10 protein-coding genes are annotated in these 15,272 nt (G+C 72.3%); 8 read left to right on the forward strand and 2 right to left on the reverse strand.

Translation table 11 applies throughout. The features are described from left to right. Positions 1-16 precede the first annotated feature (16 nt). Together ACLJOU_RS42810 and ACLJOU_RS42815 are read left to right on the forward strand one after the other, a co-directional pair. Positions 17-1,480 (forward strand): sugar ABC transporter permease, encoded by a 1,464-nt coding sequence (locus ACLJOU_RS42810; protein WP_410575011.1) that lies wholly within the window; start codon positions 17-19, stop codon positions 1,478-1,480. An 11-nt stretch (positions 1,481-1,491) separates the two neighbouring features. Continuing rightward, the gene (locus ACLJOU_RS42815; protein WP_410575012.1) at positions 1,492-2,673 is read left to right on the forward strand and encodes an ROK family protein; all 1,182 of its coding nucleotides are present in this window, start codon (positions 1,492-1,494) and stop codon (positions 2,671-2,673) included. Between the two features lie 130 nt (positions 2,674-2,803). Here ACLJOU_RS42815 and ACLJOU_RS42820 read toward each other — a convergent pair whose 3' ends face one another. After that, on the reverse strand, positions 2,804-2,983 hold the full coding sequence (locus ACLJOU_RS42820) for a hypothetical protein (protein ID WP_191316871.1): 180 nt from the start codon (positions 2,981-2,983) through the stop codon (positions 2,804-2,806). Positions 2,984-3,323: 340 nt separating this feature from the next. Between ACLJOU_RS42820 and ACLJOU_RS42825 the strand changes: the two genes are divergently transcribed. Together ACLJOU_RS42825 and ACLJOU_RS42830 are read left to right on the forward strand one after the other, a co-directional pair. Further along, a complete protein-coding gene (locus tag ACLJOU_RS42825; RefSeq protein WP_410575013.1) occupies positions 3,324-4,121 on the forward strand; it encodes an EamA family transporter in 798 nt (265 codons plus the stop codon). A gap of 608 nt (positions 4,122-4,729) precedes the next feature. Then, positions 4,730-5,512 (forward strand): DUF6885 family protein, encoded by a 783-nt coding sequence (locus tag ACLJOU_RS42830; RefSeq protein WP_410575014.1) that lies wholly within the window; start codon positions 4,730-4,732, stop codon positions 5,510-5,512. Here the strand turns inward: ACLJOU_RS42830 and ACLJOU_RS42835 are convergent. Next, the gene (locus tag ACLJOU_RS42835; RefSeq protein ID WP_410575061.1) at positions 5,490-6,923 is read right to left on the reverse strand and encodes an amino acid permease; all 1,434 of its coding nucleotides are present in this window, start codon (positions 6,921-6,923) and stop codon (positions 5,490-5,492) included. The two genes, ACLJOU_RS42830 and ACLJOU_RS42835, sit on opposite strands and share 23 nt — an antisense overlap. A 187-nt stretch (positions 6,924-7,110) precedes the next feature. Here ACLJOU_RS42835 and malQ point away from each other — a divergent pair, with 187 nt between their 5' ends. The 4 genes from malQ (at position 7,111) to treZ (ending at position 15,268) form a co-directional block, all read left to right on the forward strand. Then, positions 7,111-9,078, forward strand: coding sequence for a 4-alpha-glucanotransferase (malQ, locus tag ACLJOU_RS42840; RefSeq protein ID WP_410575015.1), 1,968 nt, complete (start codon positions 7,111-7,113; stop codon positions 9,076-9,078). Positions 9,079-9,159: 81 nt separating this feature from the next. Beyond that, positions 9,160-11,286: a glycogen debranching protein GlgX gene (gene glgX / locus ACLJOU_RS42845; RefSeq protein WP_410575016.1), complete on the forward strand. Its 2,127-nt coding sequence runs from the start codon at positions 9,160-9,162 to the stop codon at positions 11,284-11,286. After that, positions 11,283-13,559, forward strand: coding sequence for a malto-oligosyltrehalose synthase (gene treY, locus ACLJOU_RS42850; protein WP_410575017.1), 2,277 nt, complete (start codon positions 11,283-11,285; stop codon positions 13,557-13,559). Before glgX ends, treY begins: the two co-directional genes overlap by 4 nt. Further along, positions 13,556-15,268, forward strand: coding sequence for a malto-oligosyltrehalose trehalohydrolase (gene treZ, locus ACLJOU_RS42855; RefSeq protein ID WP_410575018.1), 1,713 nt, complete (start codon positions 13,556-13,558; stop codon positions 15,266-15,268). Before treY ends, treZ begins: the two co-directional genes overlap by 4 nt. Positions 15,269-15,272: the final 4 nt, after the last annotated feature.

Below are 15,272 nucleotides of genomic sequence, written 5' to 3' on the forward strand. Positions count from 1 at the left end.
GAAGAAAGAACCGGAAATGACTGAAACCCCTGCCAGGCACGAGGTCGGCACCCCCGCCGACGCGCTCGCGCAGACCCAGGCCCCCACCGGGGCGATCTCCGACTTCGGCATCGACACGACATCGATGTCACCCGGCGAAGCGATCCGCGACTACTTCGCCCGCCTGCGGGCCGGTGAACTCGGCGCGCTGCCGTCGCTGTTCGGCCTGCTCGTGCTCGTCATCCTGTTCAGCGCGCTGTCGGACAACTTCTTCACGCTGGCCAACATCGCCAACGTGTTCCCGCAGGGCGCCGGCGTCATCATCATCGCGATGGGCATCGTCTTCGTCCTGCTGCTCGGCGAGATCGACCTCGCCGCCGGTGTGGCCTCCGGTGTCGCCGCGTCCGTGATGGCCCTGCACTACGTGAACGCGGGGAACCTCCTGGGCTCCCTGGGCACCGGCGTGTTCATCACCTTCATCGGGGTGCTGGCCGTGGCCCTGCTGCTGTCGGCCTACCAGCGGATCTGGGCGGGCGCCGCGCTTTCGCTGATCGGCCTGCTGATCGTCGCGATCGGCGTGCCCGCCAACGCCTGGCTCGAGATCCTGCTGGCCATCTGCGTCGGCACCGCCATCGGCTGCATCACCGGCTTCCTCGTGTCGAAGATCGGCATGCCGTCCTTCGTCGTGACGCTGGCGCTGTTCATCGTGTGGCAGGGTGTCCTGCTGCAGTTCATCGGTGAGGGCGGCACGATCGGCATCAGCAACTCGGACGTCCTGTACAAGATCGCCAACGGCAACCTGGACATCCTCGGCAGCTGGATCTTCTTCCTCCTCGCCGCCGGTGGCTTCGCCGTCATCACGCTGGTCAGCCACTTCAAGCGGCTGCAGCGCGGCCTGGTCGTCCAGCCGACGGCGCTGGTGATGCTCAAGGTCGGCGCGCTCGTCGTGCTTTCGGCGCTGGGCACCTGGCTGCTGACGATCAACCGCTCGCCGAACAAGGCGGTCGTCACGATCGAAGGCGTCCCGTACGTCATCCCGATCATGCTGGTCCTGCTGGTCGCCGGCACCTACGTGCTCAACCGGACCAAGTACGGCCGGTACGTCTACGCGGTCGGCGGCAACAAGGAAGCCGCCCGCCGCGCCGGTATCGACGTGCCGAAGATCCGGGCGAGCGTCTTCGTCATCGGCTCGGCGGTCGCGGCCATCGGCGGCATCGTCGCCGCGTCGAAGGTCGGTTCGGTCAGCCCGCAGTCCGGTGGCCTCAACACCCTCCTGTTCTCGGTGGGCGCCGCGGTCATCGGCGGCACGTCGCTGTTCGGCGGCAAGGGCCGCGTGTCCGACGCCGTGGTCGGCGGGCTCGTGATCGCCGTCGTCATCAACGGCCTCGGCCTGCTCAAGCAGCCGGCCGCGGTGGTCAACATCATCACCGGTCTGGTCCTGCTCCTCGCCGCCACGGTCGACGCGCTCTCCCGGCGCCGCGCGGCTGCGTCGGCGCGCTGAACCAGCATGGGATGATAAAGCCCGTGACCAGCACGCCCGTTGCACGACCGGACGAGGTGCGCCGGCACAACCGCACTACCCTGCTCCGCCTGCTGCACGTCAGCGGGCCGAGCACCCGGGCGACCCTGGCCGCCGAGCTGGGGCTCAACCGGAGCACGATCAAGACCCTCGTCGACGGGCTCGCCGAAGCCGGTGTCGTCGAGGAGAAGGTGCCGAGGCCGGGACGAGGGGCGGGCCGCCCCTCGCTCCTGGTCCTGCCCCAACCCCACGCGGCGGTCGTGCTCGCGGTCGACCTGCAGGTCGAGCACGTCGCGATCGCGCTGGTCGGGCTGGGCGGCCAGATCCTCGGCCGCAACAGCTGGAACCTGCGCGGCCGGATGGGGCAGCCCGGCGAAGTCATCACCCACGTCGTGGAGTCGACGGCCATCCTGGCCGGCGACCTCGGCGTGACCCCGGTGGCGGCCGGGGTGTCGGTCCCCGGCGTCGTCCGGCGCGCGGACGGGCACGTGCACGAGGCCCCGAACCTGCGCTGGACCGACGTGGCGCTCGGCGAACGGCTGGGCGGCGTGCTCCAGGTCCCGATCCTGGTCGGCAACGACGCCGAGTTCGGCGCGGTCGCCGAGCACCTGCGCGGGGCGGCCCGCGGGGCGTCCGACGTGGTGTACATCTCGGCGGACGTCGGGGTCGGCGGCGGCGTCATCGCCGAAGGGTCGGCGCTGCGCGGCGGCTCGGGGTACGTCGGCGAGATCGGGCACATGGTGATCCGGCCGGACGGGCGGCCCTGCTACTGCGGCAGCAGCGGCTGCTGGGAGACCGAGGTCGGCGAGGCGGCGCTGTGCCGGGCGCTCGGGCTGCCCGAGGACACGCCGCGCGGGGCGATCCTGTTCGAGCTGCGCGAGCTGGGCCGCGACCCGGAGGAGGCGCTCACGCGGCTCGCGGAGTTCGCCGAGTGGCTGACCCTGGGGCTGATCAACGTCGTCAACCTGCTCGGGCCGCAGCTGGTGATCCTCGGCGACCTGCTGACGGTGCTGCCGGAGGCGGTGCTGCGGCACGTCGGCGCGGAGGTGCGCCGGCGCAGCCTGGTGAGCCGGGCGGTCGGCGGCACGCGGATCGTCAGCTCGGCACTGGGGGCCGACGGGAAGCTGCTCGGCGCCGCGGAAGTGGCGTTCGAAGTCGTGCTGGATTCTGTCTGATTTCTTGTCCGGTTTCGTGTCCGGAATCACTGCTGTTCGCCACCGAACCGTGATTTCGGTCACGCATTCTGCAAGATGCAGAAAGGCGGCCGGTGCCTGTGCGCACCGGCCGCCTTTCGCTCGCGCGTGGTTACCGCTGGATGTCGGCGGACAGTTCCTTGAGCTTGGCCTCGTGCTCGCGGGCGTGGTGCCCGCAGAAGAGCAGTTCGCCACCTCCGGAGAGGACGGCTCGTACCTGAGCTGCTGCTCCGCACCGGTCACAGCGGTCGGCGGCGGTCAGTTCGGGGCGGGTGAGCGTCGGCGATGTCATGGGGGTCTCCCTCCGTCCCGGCACCGGTCGCCCGGTGCCATCGATCCAGCTACGCCCACTTGGCACTGATGCCGGTGGCGGCGATCGCCGCCGGCTCCGCGTGTTCGTGCTTCCACTGTTCCAGACGTTTCGCGGCTCGCAAGTGTTCCCGCGCCGGTGGGACCTGAGTCACGTCGATTTACCCCGGATGCCGTAGCGGCATCCCGCATTCCAGGAGACGATTACCCGGAGAGTTACGTTTTCCGTGGTCAGGCACCATGGGGTGGTGAGTACGGTGACTTCCCCGCGACGGCTTTCCGCGGTCCCCGCCCCGCTCTTGTTCGTTCTCAGCGGAATTTCGATGTACGCCGGAGCGGCGGTGGCGGTCGGGCTTTTCGGCCACGCATCCCCCGCGGGGGTGGCCTGGCTCCGCTGCCTGGGCGCGGCGGTGGTCCTGCTGGCGTGGCGCCGCCCGGGCCGCGCGGCGTGGCGCGGGCGGCGCCTGCTGCTGGCGGCGGTGTTCGGCGTGGTGACGGCGGGCATGAACGTGCTGTTCTACGAGGCGATCGCCCGGCTGCCCCTGGGCACGGCGGTGGCGATGGAGTTCGCCGGCCCGGTGGTGGTGGCGGCCCTGGGTTCCCGGACGGTGCGCGACGTGCTGGCGCTGGTCCTGGTGGCGGCGGGGGTGGTGGCGATCGCGGACGTCCGCCTCGAAGGCAGCTTCTGGGGCGTGGTGTTCGCCCTGGGCGCGGCGGCGGCCTGGGCGGGCTACATCCTCCTGGGCAAGAAGGTCGCCACGGACGGCGACGGGATCGACAGCCTGGCGATCGGCTTCGCGGCGGGAACGGTGGTGCTGTCCCCGCTGGCCCTGGGCACCGGCCCGATGTGGTCTTCACCCCGGTTGCTGCTGCTGGGCGTGGGGGTCGGCGTGCTGTCGACGGTGGTGCCGTACGCGCTGGACCAGGTGGTGCTGCGCCGGGTGGGCCAGGCCCGGTTCGCGACCCTGCTGGCGTTGCTCCCGGTGACCGCGGGGGTGATGGGGTTCTTGTTCTTGCGGCAGGTGCCCGGGGTGGTGGAGGCGGTCGGGACGCTGGCCGTGGTGGCGGGGGTGGGGCTGCGGAGCCGGGAGGAAGCGGGGGTCGCGGAGCCGCCTGGGTGAGGGGACGGGGGAGAGGGGAAGTGCCTGGGTGAAGAGCGGGGATGCTGCCCGTCGCCCGTCGCCCGTCGCCAGTTGCCGTTGCCGTTGCTTCTCGCCCCTCGCCCCTCGCCCCCCGGGGCGGGTATGGCTCGAGTGTTCCGCGCGCCGGGTCCGGGTGGCCGTCGGTCCGGCTTCAGCCGCTCGGCCCCGCAGCGGGCACGTGAGGTACCCGTTCGGGGCACTCGCCGCCGGGTTGTCCACAGGTCCCCCGTGATGTGGGCAGCGAGGCCTCGGTGAGCGGTTTTCGACCGTTTCCGTCGGTCGGCCTCGATACGCTGGAGCGGGGCGGATCCCCCAGGGAGGGCGGGCCCTGCGGCGGCGGGCTTCGCCGGGCCAGGCCGGGCCGTCGCCGCTCGCCCGAACTCCACCCGTGCGGAACCCCCGTATCGAACTCACCCGTACCGAGCCCCACCCGTACCGAAGCCCCGGCGGCCAGCACCGGATCGTGATGGCCCCCTCCGCCCCCGCCCGGGATACTTACCCCGGGCGGCACGAAAGCGGGTGGCCACCACCGAGGCGGCGTCCGCTTCGGCGACAGGCCGCCGGCGAACAAGGTTCTGAGGGGACCGATGACTTCGGGGATCGACGGCGGGCAGCTCGACCTGTCCGGGGTGCGGTGGCTGCCGGGTGGTGCCCGGCTGGCCGCGGTGGCCCAGGCGGAACTGCCCCAGAAGGACGGCCTGGCCGCGGCGTTCTGCGGGCTCGCCGCGCTGCGGGCCGCCGGGCTCGATGTGCCCGATCAGGACGCCGTCGCGGCGGCCGCGGGCACGGTGCGGGGCCCGGCCGTGCGGCCGCCGGGCGAACCGGGACGGCGCGGCTTCCGGCTGCCGCTGCCGGTCGTCGACGATCCGGCCGCGGCCGGCACCCGGGTCTCCGGGCTGGCGGCGGCCATCCAGGAGCTGTCGCGGGGCGCGCTCGCCGCCGTGCCGGTGACCGGGGAGTGGACCACCGGCGCGCTGTTCGACCTGCTCGTCGGGCTGTGGGACGTCCCGCGCGTCGCCGTGCTCGCGCGGATCGACGGTGCCGAGCTCGGGGCCCACGACACGCCGGAACGCGCGCTGCTCGACTACCTCGACACCGGTGTCCCTCCACTGTGGACGTCCCGGTGGCGGCCGCCCGGTGGGCACTTCGTGCTCCTCGCGGGCATCCGCATCGGCGCCGAGGGCACTCTGCTGTCCATTGTGGACACCTATCCGTCCCTCGGCGACGACGGCCGTCACGACCAGCCGGTCGAATGGGTGACGGCGGCGCTGGCCGGTCTCGGCGTCCTCGTGGTCGTCGACCCGGATCAGGCCGCCGTCGTGCGCGCGGCCGCCCGGGGTGCCGGGCTCACTCCGTCCTTTTGGGACTGACCGGCGCCGCGAAGCGGGAATGACGGCGGCCGTAGGCGAAGTAGATCACCAGGCCGATCACCAGCCACGCGGCGAACCGGAGCCACGTCAGCACGTTGAGGTTCAGCATCAGGTACAGGCACGCCAGCGCGGCCACCACCGGGACCGCCGGGGAGAACGGCACCTTGAACGGCCGGTCGAGGTCGGGACGGCGGCGGCGCAGCACCGGGACCGCCACGGCGACGATGATCATCGCCGACAGCGCACCGATGCTCACCATGTCGGCCAGCTCCGAAATCGGGATGAACGCGGCCAGCACGGCGATCAGCGCCGCGCCGCCGACGGTCATCCGGTGCGGGGTGCCCCAGCGCGGGTGCGCGGTGCCGAGCGCCTTCGGCAGCAGGCCGTCGCGGCCCATGGCGAACCCGATCCGCCCGATCGTCACCAGTTCGACCATCATCACCGACGTCAGCCCGGTCACCGCGCCGAGCGAGATCAGCGCGCCCACCCAGTGCTGGCCGACCCGGTCGAACGCGTCGGCCAGCGGCGCGCCCGTGTCGATGTCGGTGAACGGGATCATGCCGGTCAGCACGATCGAGACGCCGATGTAGAGCAGGGCGCACACAGCCAGCGCGCCGAGGATGCCGACGCGCAGGTCCTTGCGGGGGTTCAGCGTTTCCTCGCCCAGGTTGGCGAGCGCTTCGAAACCGGTGTAGGCGAAGAAGACCACGGCCGCCGCGGTGATCATGCCGGCGATGCCGTAGACCGACTGCTGCAGGCCGAGCGCGGCCTGCACGAGGGGCTGCTCCAGCGCCGTGGTCCCGGCGGCCGGGGCGTGCGCCGGCGGGATGAACGGCGTGAGGTTGGCGCTCCTGACGAAGAACAGGCCCACCCCGAGCACCAGCACGCAGACGGCGACCTTGACGCACACCAGCAGGTTGGTCAGCCACGCCGACTCCTTGATGCCGAGCACGGCGACCACGGTCAGCACGGCGATGATCAGCACCGCGCCGACGTTGACCTTCGCGTCCTCGCCGAACCACTCCGGCGACAGCCCGAGCAGGTTCGCCAGGTACCCGGACCAGCCGCGCGAGACGACCGCCGCGCCGAGCGCGAACTCCAGCAGCAGGTCCCAGCCGATGATCCAGGCGAACACCTCGCCGAGGGTGGCGAAGGCGTAGGTGTAGGCGCTGCCGGCCGTCGGGACGCTCGAAGCGAGCTCGGCGTAGCACAGCGCCGCGAGCCCGGCGACGACCGCGCCGAGCACGAACGACAACGTCACGGCGGGCCCCGCGTGGGTCTTCGCCTCGACGCCGGCCAAGGTGAAGATGCCGGTGCCGATGATGATCCCGACGCCGAATCCGATCAGGTCGCGGCCGCGCAGCCGCCGTTTGAGGTCCCCGGAGTCCTGGCGTGCCAGGACCTCGTCCACGTTCAGCGTCCGCCGCTCACCCATGGGGAGAAGTTAGAAGGTCACGGGCGTTCCCGCAGATCGGCGACGGGTTTTCCCGGGTCGGGCCGTCCTTCCGGACGGGGGTAGCGGCCGGGTGCGGGGCGGCGGCCGCGGGACGGCGGAGTGACGTGGCCCGCGCAGATGGCGGGAACGCCCCCGCACCGGAATGCTGGGTCCCGTGCCCGAAGAGATCCCCGCCCGCAGCGCCCTGCACGAGCTCGCCGACCACCACGGAGTCGCCACCCGCTACGAGAACGCCGACCGGGAGTGGGTCGACGTGGACGACGACGTCGTCGTCGCCGTCCTCGGCCAGTTCGGGGTCGACGCGACCGGTGCCGACGCCATCGCCGCCGCGCTGGCCGCCGCCCGCGAGGCGCCCACCGCGCTGCCGCCGACGATCGTCGTGCGGGAAGGCGCCGGCCGGGAACTGGGCGTCGACGCCGAAGTCGTCCTCGAGGACGGCACCCGGCGGCGGGTCGGCACGCAGCTGCCGGCGGACCTGCCGCTCGGCTGGCACCGGGTCGTCACCGCCGAGCAGGACGTCGTCCTGGCGGTCGTGCCGGCGAAGCTGCCGCAGGTCCGGCCGGCCTGGGGCTGGATGCTGCAGCTCTACGCCCTGCACTCGGCCGGCTCGTGGGGCATCGGCGACTACGCCGACCTCGCCACCTTCGCCGCCCGGTCGGCCGCGGAACTGGACACCGGGGTCCTGCTGGTGAACCCGGTCCAGGCCATCAGCCCCGCCCACCCCGTCGAACGCTCGCCGTACTCGCCCGCGAGCCGCCGGTTCGCCAACCCCGTCTACCTGCGCGTCACCGCCACCGAGACGTTCGAGCGGGCCGACGCGGGCACCCGGGCGGCCGTCGAGTCCCTCGCCCCCGACCGCGACGGCGAGCTGGTCGACTACGACGCGGTCTGGACCGCCAAGCGGGCCGCCCTCGAGCTGCTGTGGCCGCACCGCGTCGAAGAGGTGCCCGAAGACGCCGACCTGCGGGACTTCGCCCTCTTCTGCGCCCTCGCCGAGCGCCACGGCGGTGACTGGCGGGACTGGCCGGAGGAGCTGCGCGACCCGGCCGGGCCGGCCACCGCGAAGGCGCGCGAAGAGCTGAAGGAGCGCGTCGCGTTCCACACGTGGCTCCAGCACCTCTGCCGGGTCCAGCTGGCGGCGGCGCGGCAGGCCGCGCGGGACGCCGGGATGACCGTCGGGATCGTGCACGACCTGCCGGTCGGCGTGCACCCCGGCGGGGCCGACACCTGGGCCGTGCGGGACGTCTTCGCCGCCGACGTCCGGGTCGGGGCGCCGCCGGACGCGTTCAACCAGCAGGGCCAGGACTGGAACCTGCCGCCGTGGCGGCCGGACAAGCTGGCCGAGGCCGGGTACGCGCCGCTGCGGGACGTCGTCCGCGGCGTGCTGCGGTTCGCCGACGGCATCCGCGTCGACCACATCGCCGGGCTGTGGCGGCTGTGGTGGATCCCGCCGGGCGAGCCCGCGCACCGCGGCACGTACGTCCACTACGACGCCGAAGCGATGGTCGGCGTGCTCGCGCTCGAGGCCCACCGCGCCGGCGCGGTGGTCGTGGGGGAGGACCTCGGGACGGTCGAGGAGGTCGTCACCGACACCATGCACGACCGGGGGATGCTCAGCTCGGCCGTGCTGTGGTTCGAGCGCGACTGGGACGCGCCCGGCCAGCCGTTCACCCGGCCGGACAGCTGGGACCCGGACGCGATGGCCAGCATCTCCACGCACGACCTGCCGACTGTCTCCGGCTGGCTGAAGGGCGAACACGTCCGGGTCCGGGCCGAGCTGGGCCTGCTGGACCGCGGTGTCGAGGCGGAGGAGGCAGCGGCCGCCGAGGAGCGCCGGGCGCTGTTCGAACTCCTTGCGCGCGAAGGGATCCCGGACGACGACCCGGTGGTCGCGCTGCACACCCTGCTCGCGAAGGCCGCGTCGCGGCTGGTGCTGACCTCGCCGGCCGACGTGGCGGGCCAGGTGCGGCAGCCGAATCTGCCCGGAACCGTCGACCAGTACCCTAACTGGCGGATTCGCCTGCCCGTCAGCGTCGACGGCTTCTTCACCGCGAAGGGGGTCCGCGCCGCGGTCGCACCGCTGGCGGCGGCCCGGCCGCTGCCCCGGTAACGGCCACCTCGCGGAGCACCCCGCCCGGTGGTACGCGTCCGCGGACGCCACCGGCACGACCCAAGCTCGAGGAGAGACCCAGTGCGGCCCTGGCCCGGAACGCCCTACCCGCTCGGCGCCACCTACGACGGAGTCGGGACGAACTTCGCCCTGTTCTCCGAGGTGGCCGAGCGCGTCGAACTGTGCCTGTTCGACGCCGAGGGCAAGGAGACGCGCTACGCGCTCGAAGAGGTCGACGGCTTCGTCCACCACGGCTACCTGCTCAACATCGGACCCGGGCAGCGCTACGGGTTCCGCGTGCACGGCCCGTACGACCCGAAGCGCGGCCTGCGCTGCAACCCGAACAAGCTGCTCATCGACCCGTACGCGAAGGCCGTCTCGCACGGCGTGAAGTGGGACGAGTCGCTGTTCGGCTACAAGTTCGACAACCCGGACGAGCGCAACGACGACGACAGCGCCGGCCGCGTGCCGTATTCGCTGGTGGCCAACCCGTTCTTCGACTGGGGCAACGACCGGCAGCCGAAGCGGCCGTACAACGAGACGGTCATCTACGAGGCCCACGTCAAGGGCATGACCGTGCATCACCCGTTCGTGCCCGACCAGCTGCGGGGCACGTACGCCGGCCTCGCGCACCCCGCCGTCGTCGAGCACCTGCAGAAGCTCGGCGTCACCGCGGTGGAACTGCTGCCGGTCCACCAGTTCGTCACCGACCACGGCCTCGCCGAAAAGGGGCTGACGAACTACTGGGGCTACAACACGATCGGGTATTTCGCGCCCCACGACGCCTACGCGGCGATGCCCGGCGAGGGCGGCCAGGTCCAGGAGTTCAAGGGCATGGTCAAGGCCTTCCACGAAGCCGGGATCGAAGTGATCCTCGACGTGGTTTACAACCACACCGCCGAGGGCAACCACCTCGGGCCGACCCTGTCGATGCGCGGCATCGACAACGAGGCCTACTACCGCCTGGTCGAGGGGGAGCCCGAGTACTACATGGACTACACCGGCACCGGGAACTCGTTGAACGTGCGCAACCCGCACACCCTGCAGCTGATCATGGACTCGCTGCGCTACTGGGTGACGGAGATGCACGTCGACGGCTTCCGGTTCGACCTCGCCTCGGCGCTGGCCCGCGAGTTCTACGACGTCGACCGGCTGTCGACGTTCTTCGACCTGGTCCAGCAGGACCCGATCGTCAGCCAGGTGAAGCTCATCGCCGAGCCGTGGGACGTCGGCCCCGGTGGCTACCAGGTCGGCAACTTCCCGCCTCTGTGGACGGAGTGGAACGGGCAGTTCCGCGACACCGTCCGCGACTTCTGGCGCGGCGAGCCCTCCACCCTCGGCGAGTTCGCCTCGCGGATCACCGGTTCGTCCGACCTCTACCAGGACGACGGCCGCCGCCCGTTCGCGTCGATCAACTTCGTCACCGCGCACGACGGCTTCACGCTGCGGGACCTGGTTTCCTACAACGAAAAGCACAACGAGGCCAACGGCGAAGACGGCCGCGACGGCGCCGACGACAACCGGTCGTGGAACTGCGGCGTCGAGGGCGAGACCGACGACGCCGGGGTGCTCGAGCTGCGGGCGCGGCAGCAGCGCAACATGCTGGCCACGCTGCTGCTGTCCCAGGGCGTGCCGATGGTGCTGCACGGCGACGAGTTCGGCCGCACCCAGCAGGGCAACAACAACGTCTACTGCCAGGACTCGGAACTGTCCTGGATGGACTGGGAACTGGCCAAGGAAAACGCGGACCTGGTCAAGTTCACCGGCGGGCTGACCGCGCTCCGGCAGCGGCACCCGGTGTTCCGCCGCCGCCGCTTCTTCCAGGGCGGCCCGGTCGGCAAGGGCGCGAAGCTCGGCGACATCGCCTGGTTCACCCCGGCCGGCGAAGAGATGACCGAGCAGAACTGGGACGACGGCTTCGGCAAGGCGGTCGTCGTCTTCCTCAACGGCAAGGCGATCCCCGACCTCGACCAGCGCGGGATGCACGTCGAGGACAACTCGTTCCTGCTCGCCTTCAACGCCCATCACGAGGACATCGACGCCACCCTGCCGGGCAACGGCTACGGCGAAAGCTGGACCGTCGTGGTCGACACCGCGACCGGCGAGGTCGAACCCGCCGACGCGAAGCCGATCGACGGCGGCGGCCGGCTGACCCTGCCCGCCCGGTCCCTGATCGTGCTGCAACGGACGGAGACGGAAGCCGAATGACGGTCCCCGAGTCGACCTACCGGGTGCAGCTGCGCCCGGAGTTCACGTTCGCCGACGCGGCCGGCATCGCCGGCTACCTGCGCGACCTCGGCATCGGCGCGCTGTACGCGTCGCCGGTGCTGGACGCGGCGCCCGGCTCGACGCACGGCTACGACGTCGTCGACCCGACCCACGCGCGGCCCGCGCTCGGCGGTGAGGGGGCGCGCCAGGAGCTCGCCGCGCTGCTGAAGGAGCTTGGGCTGGGGCTCGTCGTCGACATCGTGCCGAACCACATGTCGGTCGAAGTGCCGAAGGTGAACCGCTGGTGGTGGGACGTCCTGCAGCACGGCCGGGACTCCGAGTACGCCTCCTTCTTCGACGTCGACTGGGACCGCGGCCCGATCCTGCTGCCGGTCCTCGGCGACGACGACGCAGTGGGTGAACTGTCGGTCGAGGGCGACGAGCTCGGCTACTACGACCACCGGTTCCCGATCGCGCCCGGCACCGGGGGAGGCACCCCGCAGGAGGTCCACGAGCGCCAGCACTACCGCCTGATCGGCTGGCGCCGCGGCAACGCCGAACTGACCTACCGCCGGTTCTTCGACATCACGACACTGGCGGCGGTCCGCGTCGAAGACCCGAAGGTGTTCGCCGAGACGCACGGCGAGGTGCTGCGGTGGGTCGCCGACGGCGACGTCACCGGCCTGCGCATCGACCACCCCGACGGCCTCGCCGACCCCGGTGGCTACTTCCGGCGGCTGCGCGAGAACGCGCCGGACGCGTGGATCGTGGCCGAGAAGATCCTGCACCCCGGCGAGCCGCTGCCGCAGAGCTGGCCGGTCGACGGCACCACCGGCTACGACGCCCTGCGCGAGATCGCCGGCGTGTTCATCGACCCGGCGGGCGAGCCGGACTTCACCGCACTGGCGGACGAACTGGGCGTCAAGACCGGCTACCACCGCGTCGAAGCCGAGGCCCGCCGCCTGGTCACCGACCGCATCCTGGTCGCCGAGGTCCGGCGGATCGCCGCGCAGCTGCCGGACGTCGATCCGGAGCAGGCCCGGCAGGCGGTGGCCGAGACCATGATCGCCTTCCCCGTCTACCGCTCGTACCTGCCCGAAGGCGCGGCGCACTGGACGGCCGCGATCGACGGGGCCCGCCGCGCCCGGCCCGACCTCGCCGAGCCGCTGGCGGCGCTCGACGCCGCGGTGCGGAAGAACCCGGACGGCGAGCTGGCCACCCGCATCCAGCAGACGTCCGGCATGGTCGTGGCCAAGGGCACCGAGGACACGACCTTCTACCGCTACACGCGCTTTGCCGCGCTCAACGAGGTCGGCGGCAACCCGGACCGCTTCGGCCTGGACGTCGAGGAGTTCCACCGGCTGGCCGCCGAGCGCGAGGCAGGCTACCCGGCCGCGATGACCACGCTGACCACGCACGACACCAAGCGCTCGGAGGACACCCGCGCGCGGATGGCGGTGCTGGCCGAGGTACCCGGCGAGTTCGCCCAGGCCGTCCGGCGGTGGACCGCGCGGCGCGGCATCGACGAACCGTCGCTGAACCTGCTGGCCTGGCAGACGCTCGTGTCGACGTGGCCGATCGAACCGGCCCGGCTGCGGGACTACCTGGACAAGGCGGCCAAGGAAGCCAAGCTCCGGACCAGCTGGACCGACCACGACGAGGCCTTCGAGGCCGACGTCGCCGCGTGGCCCGAAGACGTCGTGAACGACTCCGAGCTGGCCGCCGACGTCGAGGCGTTCGTCCAGCGCATCGAGGGCCCCGGCTACGCGAACTCGCTCGGCCAGAAGCTCGTCCAGCTCACCGCGCCCGGCGTCCCCGACGTCTACCAGGGCACCGAGCTGTGGGACTTCTCGCTGGTCGACCCGGACAACCGCCGTCCGGTCGACTACGCGGCCCGCCGGGAGCTGCTGGCCCGGATCACCGACGGCGAGCTGCCGGAGATCGACGCGTCCGGCGCGGCGAAGCTCCTGGTCGTCCACCGGGCGCTGCGGTTGCGGCGGGAGCACCCGGCGCTGTTCCGCGGCTACCGGCCGCTGCGGGCCGAGGGGCCGGCCGCGGCGCACTGCCTGGCCTACACGCGCAGCCCCGATCTCGCCGTCGCGGTGACCCGGCTCCCGGTCGGCCTCGAGGCCGGCGGCGGCTGGCGCGACACGGTCCTGCCCCTGCCCGCCGGCGTCTGGACCGACGTCCTGACCGGCCGCGAGGTCACCGGTGACCTGGCCACCCTGTTCGAGCGGTACCCCGTCGCGTTGCTGGTGCGAGGAGACGTATGAGGTTCAGCGTGTGGGCCCCGGCCGCCCGCCGGGTCCGGGTGAGCGTCGACGCCGAGGTGCACGAGATGACCGCGGCGGACGGCGGCTGGTGGCACGCCGACGCCGAGGGCGTCAACTACGCCTTCCTGCTCGACGACGAGAAGCCGCTGCCCGACCCGCGGTCGCGGTGGCAGCCGCACGGCGTCCACCAGGAGTCGCGCGTCTACGACCACGGCGAGTTCGCCTGGACCGACGACGCCTGGACCGGGCGGCAGCTGGCCGGCGCCGTCCTCTACGAGCTGCACGTCGGCACGTTCACCGAGGGCGGCACGTTCGACGCGGCCATCGACCGGCTCGACCACCTCGTCGACCTCGGGATCACGCACGTCGAGCTGCTGCCGGTCAACGCCTTCGACGGCACCGCGGGCTGGGGCTACGACGGCGTCCTCTGGGGCGCGGTCCACGAGCCCTACGGCGGCCCGGACGGGCTCAAGCGGTTCGTCGACGCGGCGCACGCACGCGGCCTGGCCGTCGTGCTCGACGTCGTCTACAACCACCTCGGGCCCTCCGGCGCCTACCTCGACAAGTTCGGGCCGTACTTCGCCGGGCAGAACGAGTGGGGTCCCGGCCTCAACCTCGACGGCGCCGGCTCGGACGAGGTCCGCCGGTACGTGATCGACAACGCCCTGAGCTGGCTGCGTGACTTCCACATCGACGCCCTGCGCCTCGACGCCGTGCACGCCCTGCTCGACCGGCGCGCGGTCCACCTGCTCGAACAGCTGGCCACCGAGGTCGACGCGCTGTCCGCGGCCCTGAACCGGCCGCTGACCCTGATCGCCGAGTCCGACCTCAACGACCCGCGCCTGGTCACGCCCCGCGAGCGCGGCGGCTTCGGCCTGCACGCCCAGTGGTCGGACGACTTCCACCACGCCCTGCACGTCAAGCTCACCGGCGAGACGACGGGGTACTACACGGACTTCGCCGCCCCGGACGCGGTCGAGCGGGTGCTGCGCGAGGTGTTCTTCCACGCGAACACGTGGTCGTCGTTCCGGGAGCGGACCCACGGCCGCCCGGTCGACACGCGGACCGTGTCCGGCCACCGCTTCCTCGGCTACCTGCAGAACCACGACCAGATCGGCAACCGCGCGACCGGTGACCGGCTCTCGGCCACGGTCGCGCCGGGCCGGCTGGCCTGCGGCGCGGCGATCCTGTTCTGCTCGCCGTACACGCCGATGGTGTTCATGGGGGAGGAGTGGGCGGCGAGCACGCCGTGGCAGTTCTTCGCGTCCTTCCCGGACCCGGAGCTCGCCGAGGCCGTCCGCACGGGCCGCCGTCGCGAGTTCTCCCGGCACGGCTGGGGCGAGTCGGACGTGCCGGACCCGATGGACCCGGCCACGGTCGAGCGCTCCCGGCTCGACTGGGCCGAGCCGGAACGTCCCGGTCACCGGGACATGCTGGCCCTGTACCGCGCGTTGATCCGGCTGCGCCGGGAGCGGCCGGAGCTGGCCGACCCGTGGGTCGCGGACCTGCGCGTCGACTCCGCGCCGGACGGGTCCTGGCTGGTGCTGCACCGCGGCGCGCTGCGGCTGGCCGTCAACTTCGGCGCCGGCCCGGTGACGCTGCCGCTCGGGGCGACGGCGTCGCTGCTCACCTGGGGAGAGGCCACCGTGGACGGTGGCGCCGCGCACCTGCCGCCGGACACCTTCGTGCTGGCCGAGACCGCCGTGTGACGCG

Source organism: Amycolatopsis sp. cmx-4-61 (genome assembly GCF_046548775.1).
Lineage (GTDB): Bacteria > Actinomycetota > Actinomycetes > Mycobacteriales > Pseudonocardiaceae > Amycolatopsis.

What these genes read in the sequence shown, in the direction of transcription:
- ACLJOU_RS42815 (WP_410575012.1), top strand. Translation starts at nt 1,492, where the DNA reads ATGATAAAGCCCGTGACCAGCACGCCCGTTGCACGACCGGACGAGGTG.
- treZ (WP_410575018.1), top strand. Translation starts at nt 13,556, where the DNA reads ATGAGGTTCAGCGTGTGGGCCCCGGCCGCCCGCCGGGTCCGGGTGAGC.
- treY (WP_410575017.1), top strand. Translation starts at nt 11,283, where the DNA reads ATGACGGTCCCCGAGTCGACCTACCGGGTGCAGCTGCGCCCGGAGTTC.
- ACLJOU_RS42825 (WP_410575013.1), top strand. Translation starts at nt 3,324, where the DNA reads ATGTACGCCGGAGCGGCGGTGGCGGTCGGGCTTTTCGGCCACGCATCC.
- ACLJOU_RS42830 (WP_410575014.1), top strand. Translation starts at nt 4,730, where the DNA reads ATGACTTCGGGGATCGACGGCGGGCAGCTCGACCTGTCCGGGGTGCGG.
- ACLJOU_RS42820 (WP_191316871.1), bottom strand. Translation starts at nt 2,983, where the DNA reads ATGACATCGCCGACGCTCACCCGCCCCGAACTGACCGCCGCCGACCGC.
- malQ (WP_410575015.1), top strand. Translation starts at nt 7,111, where the DNA reads ATGCTGGGTCCCGTGCCCGAAGAGATCCCCGCCCGCAGCGCCCTGCAC.
- ACLJOU_RS42810 (WP_410575011.1), top strand. Translation starts at nt 17, where the DNA reads ATGACTGAAACCCCTGCCAGGCACGAGGTCGGCACCCCCGCCGACGCG.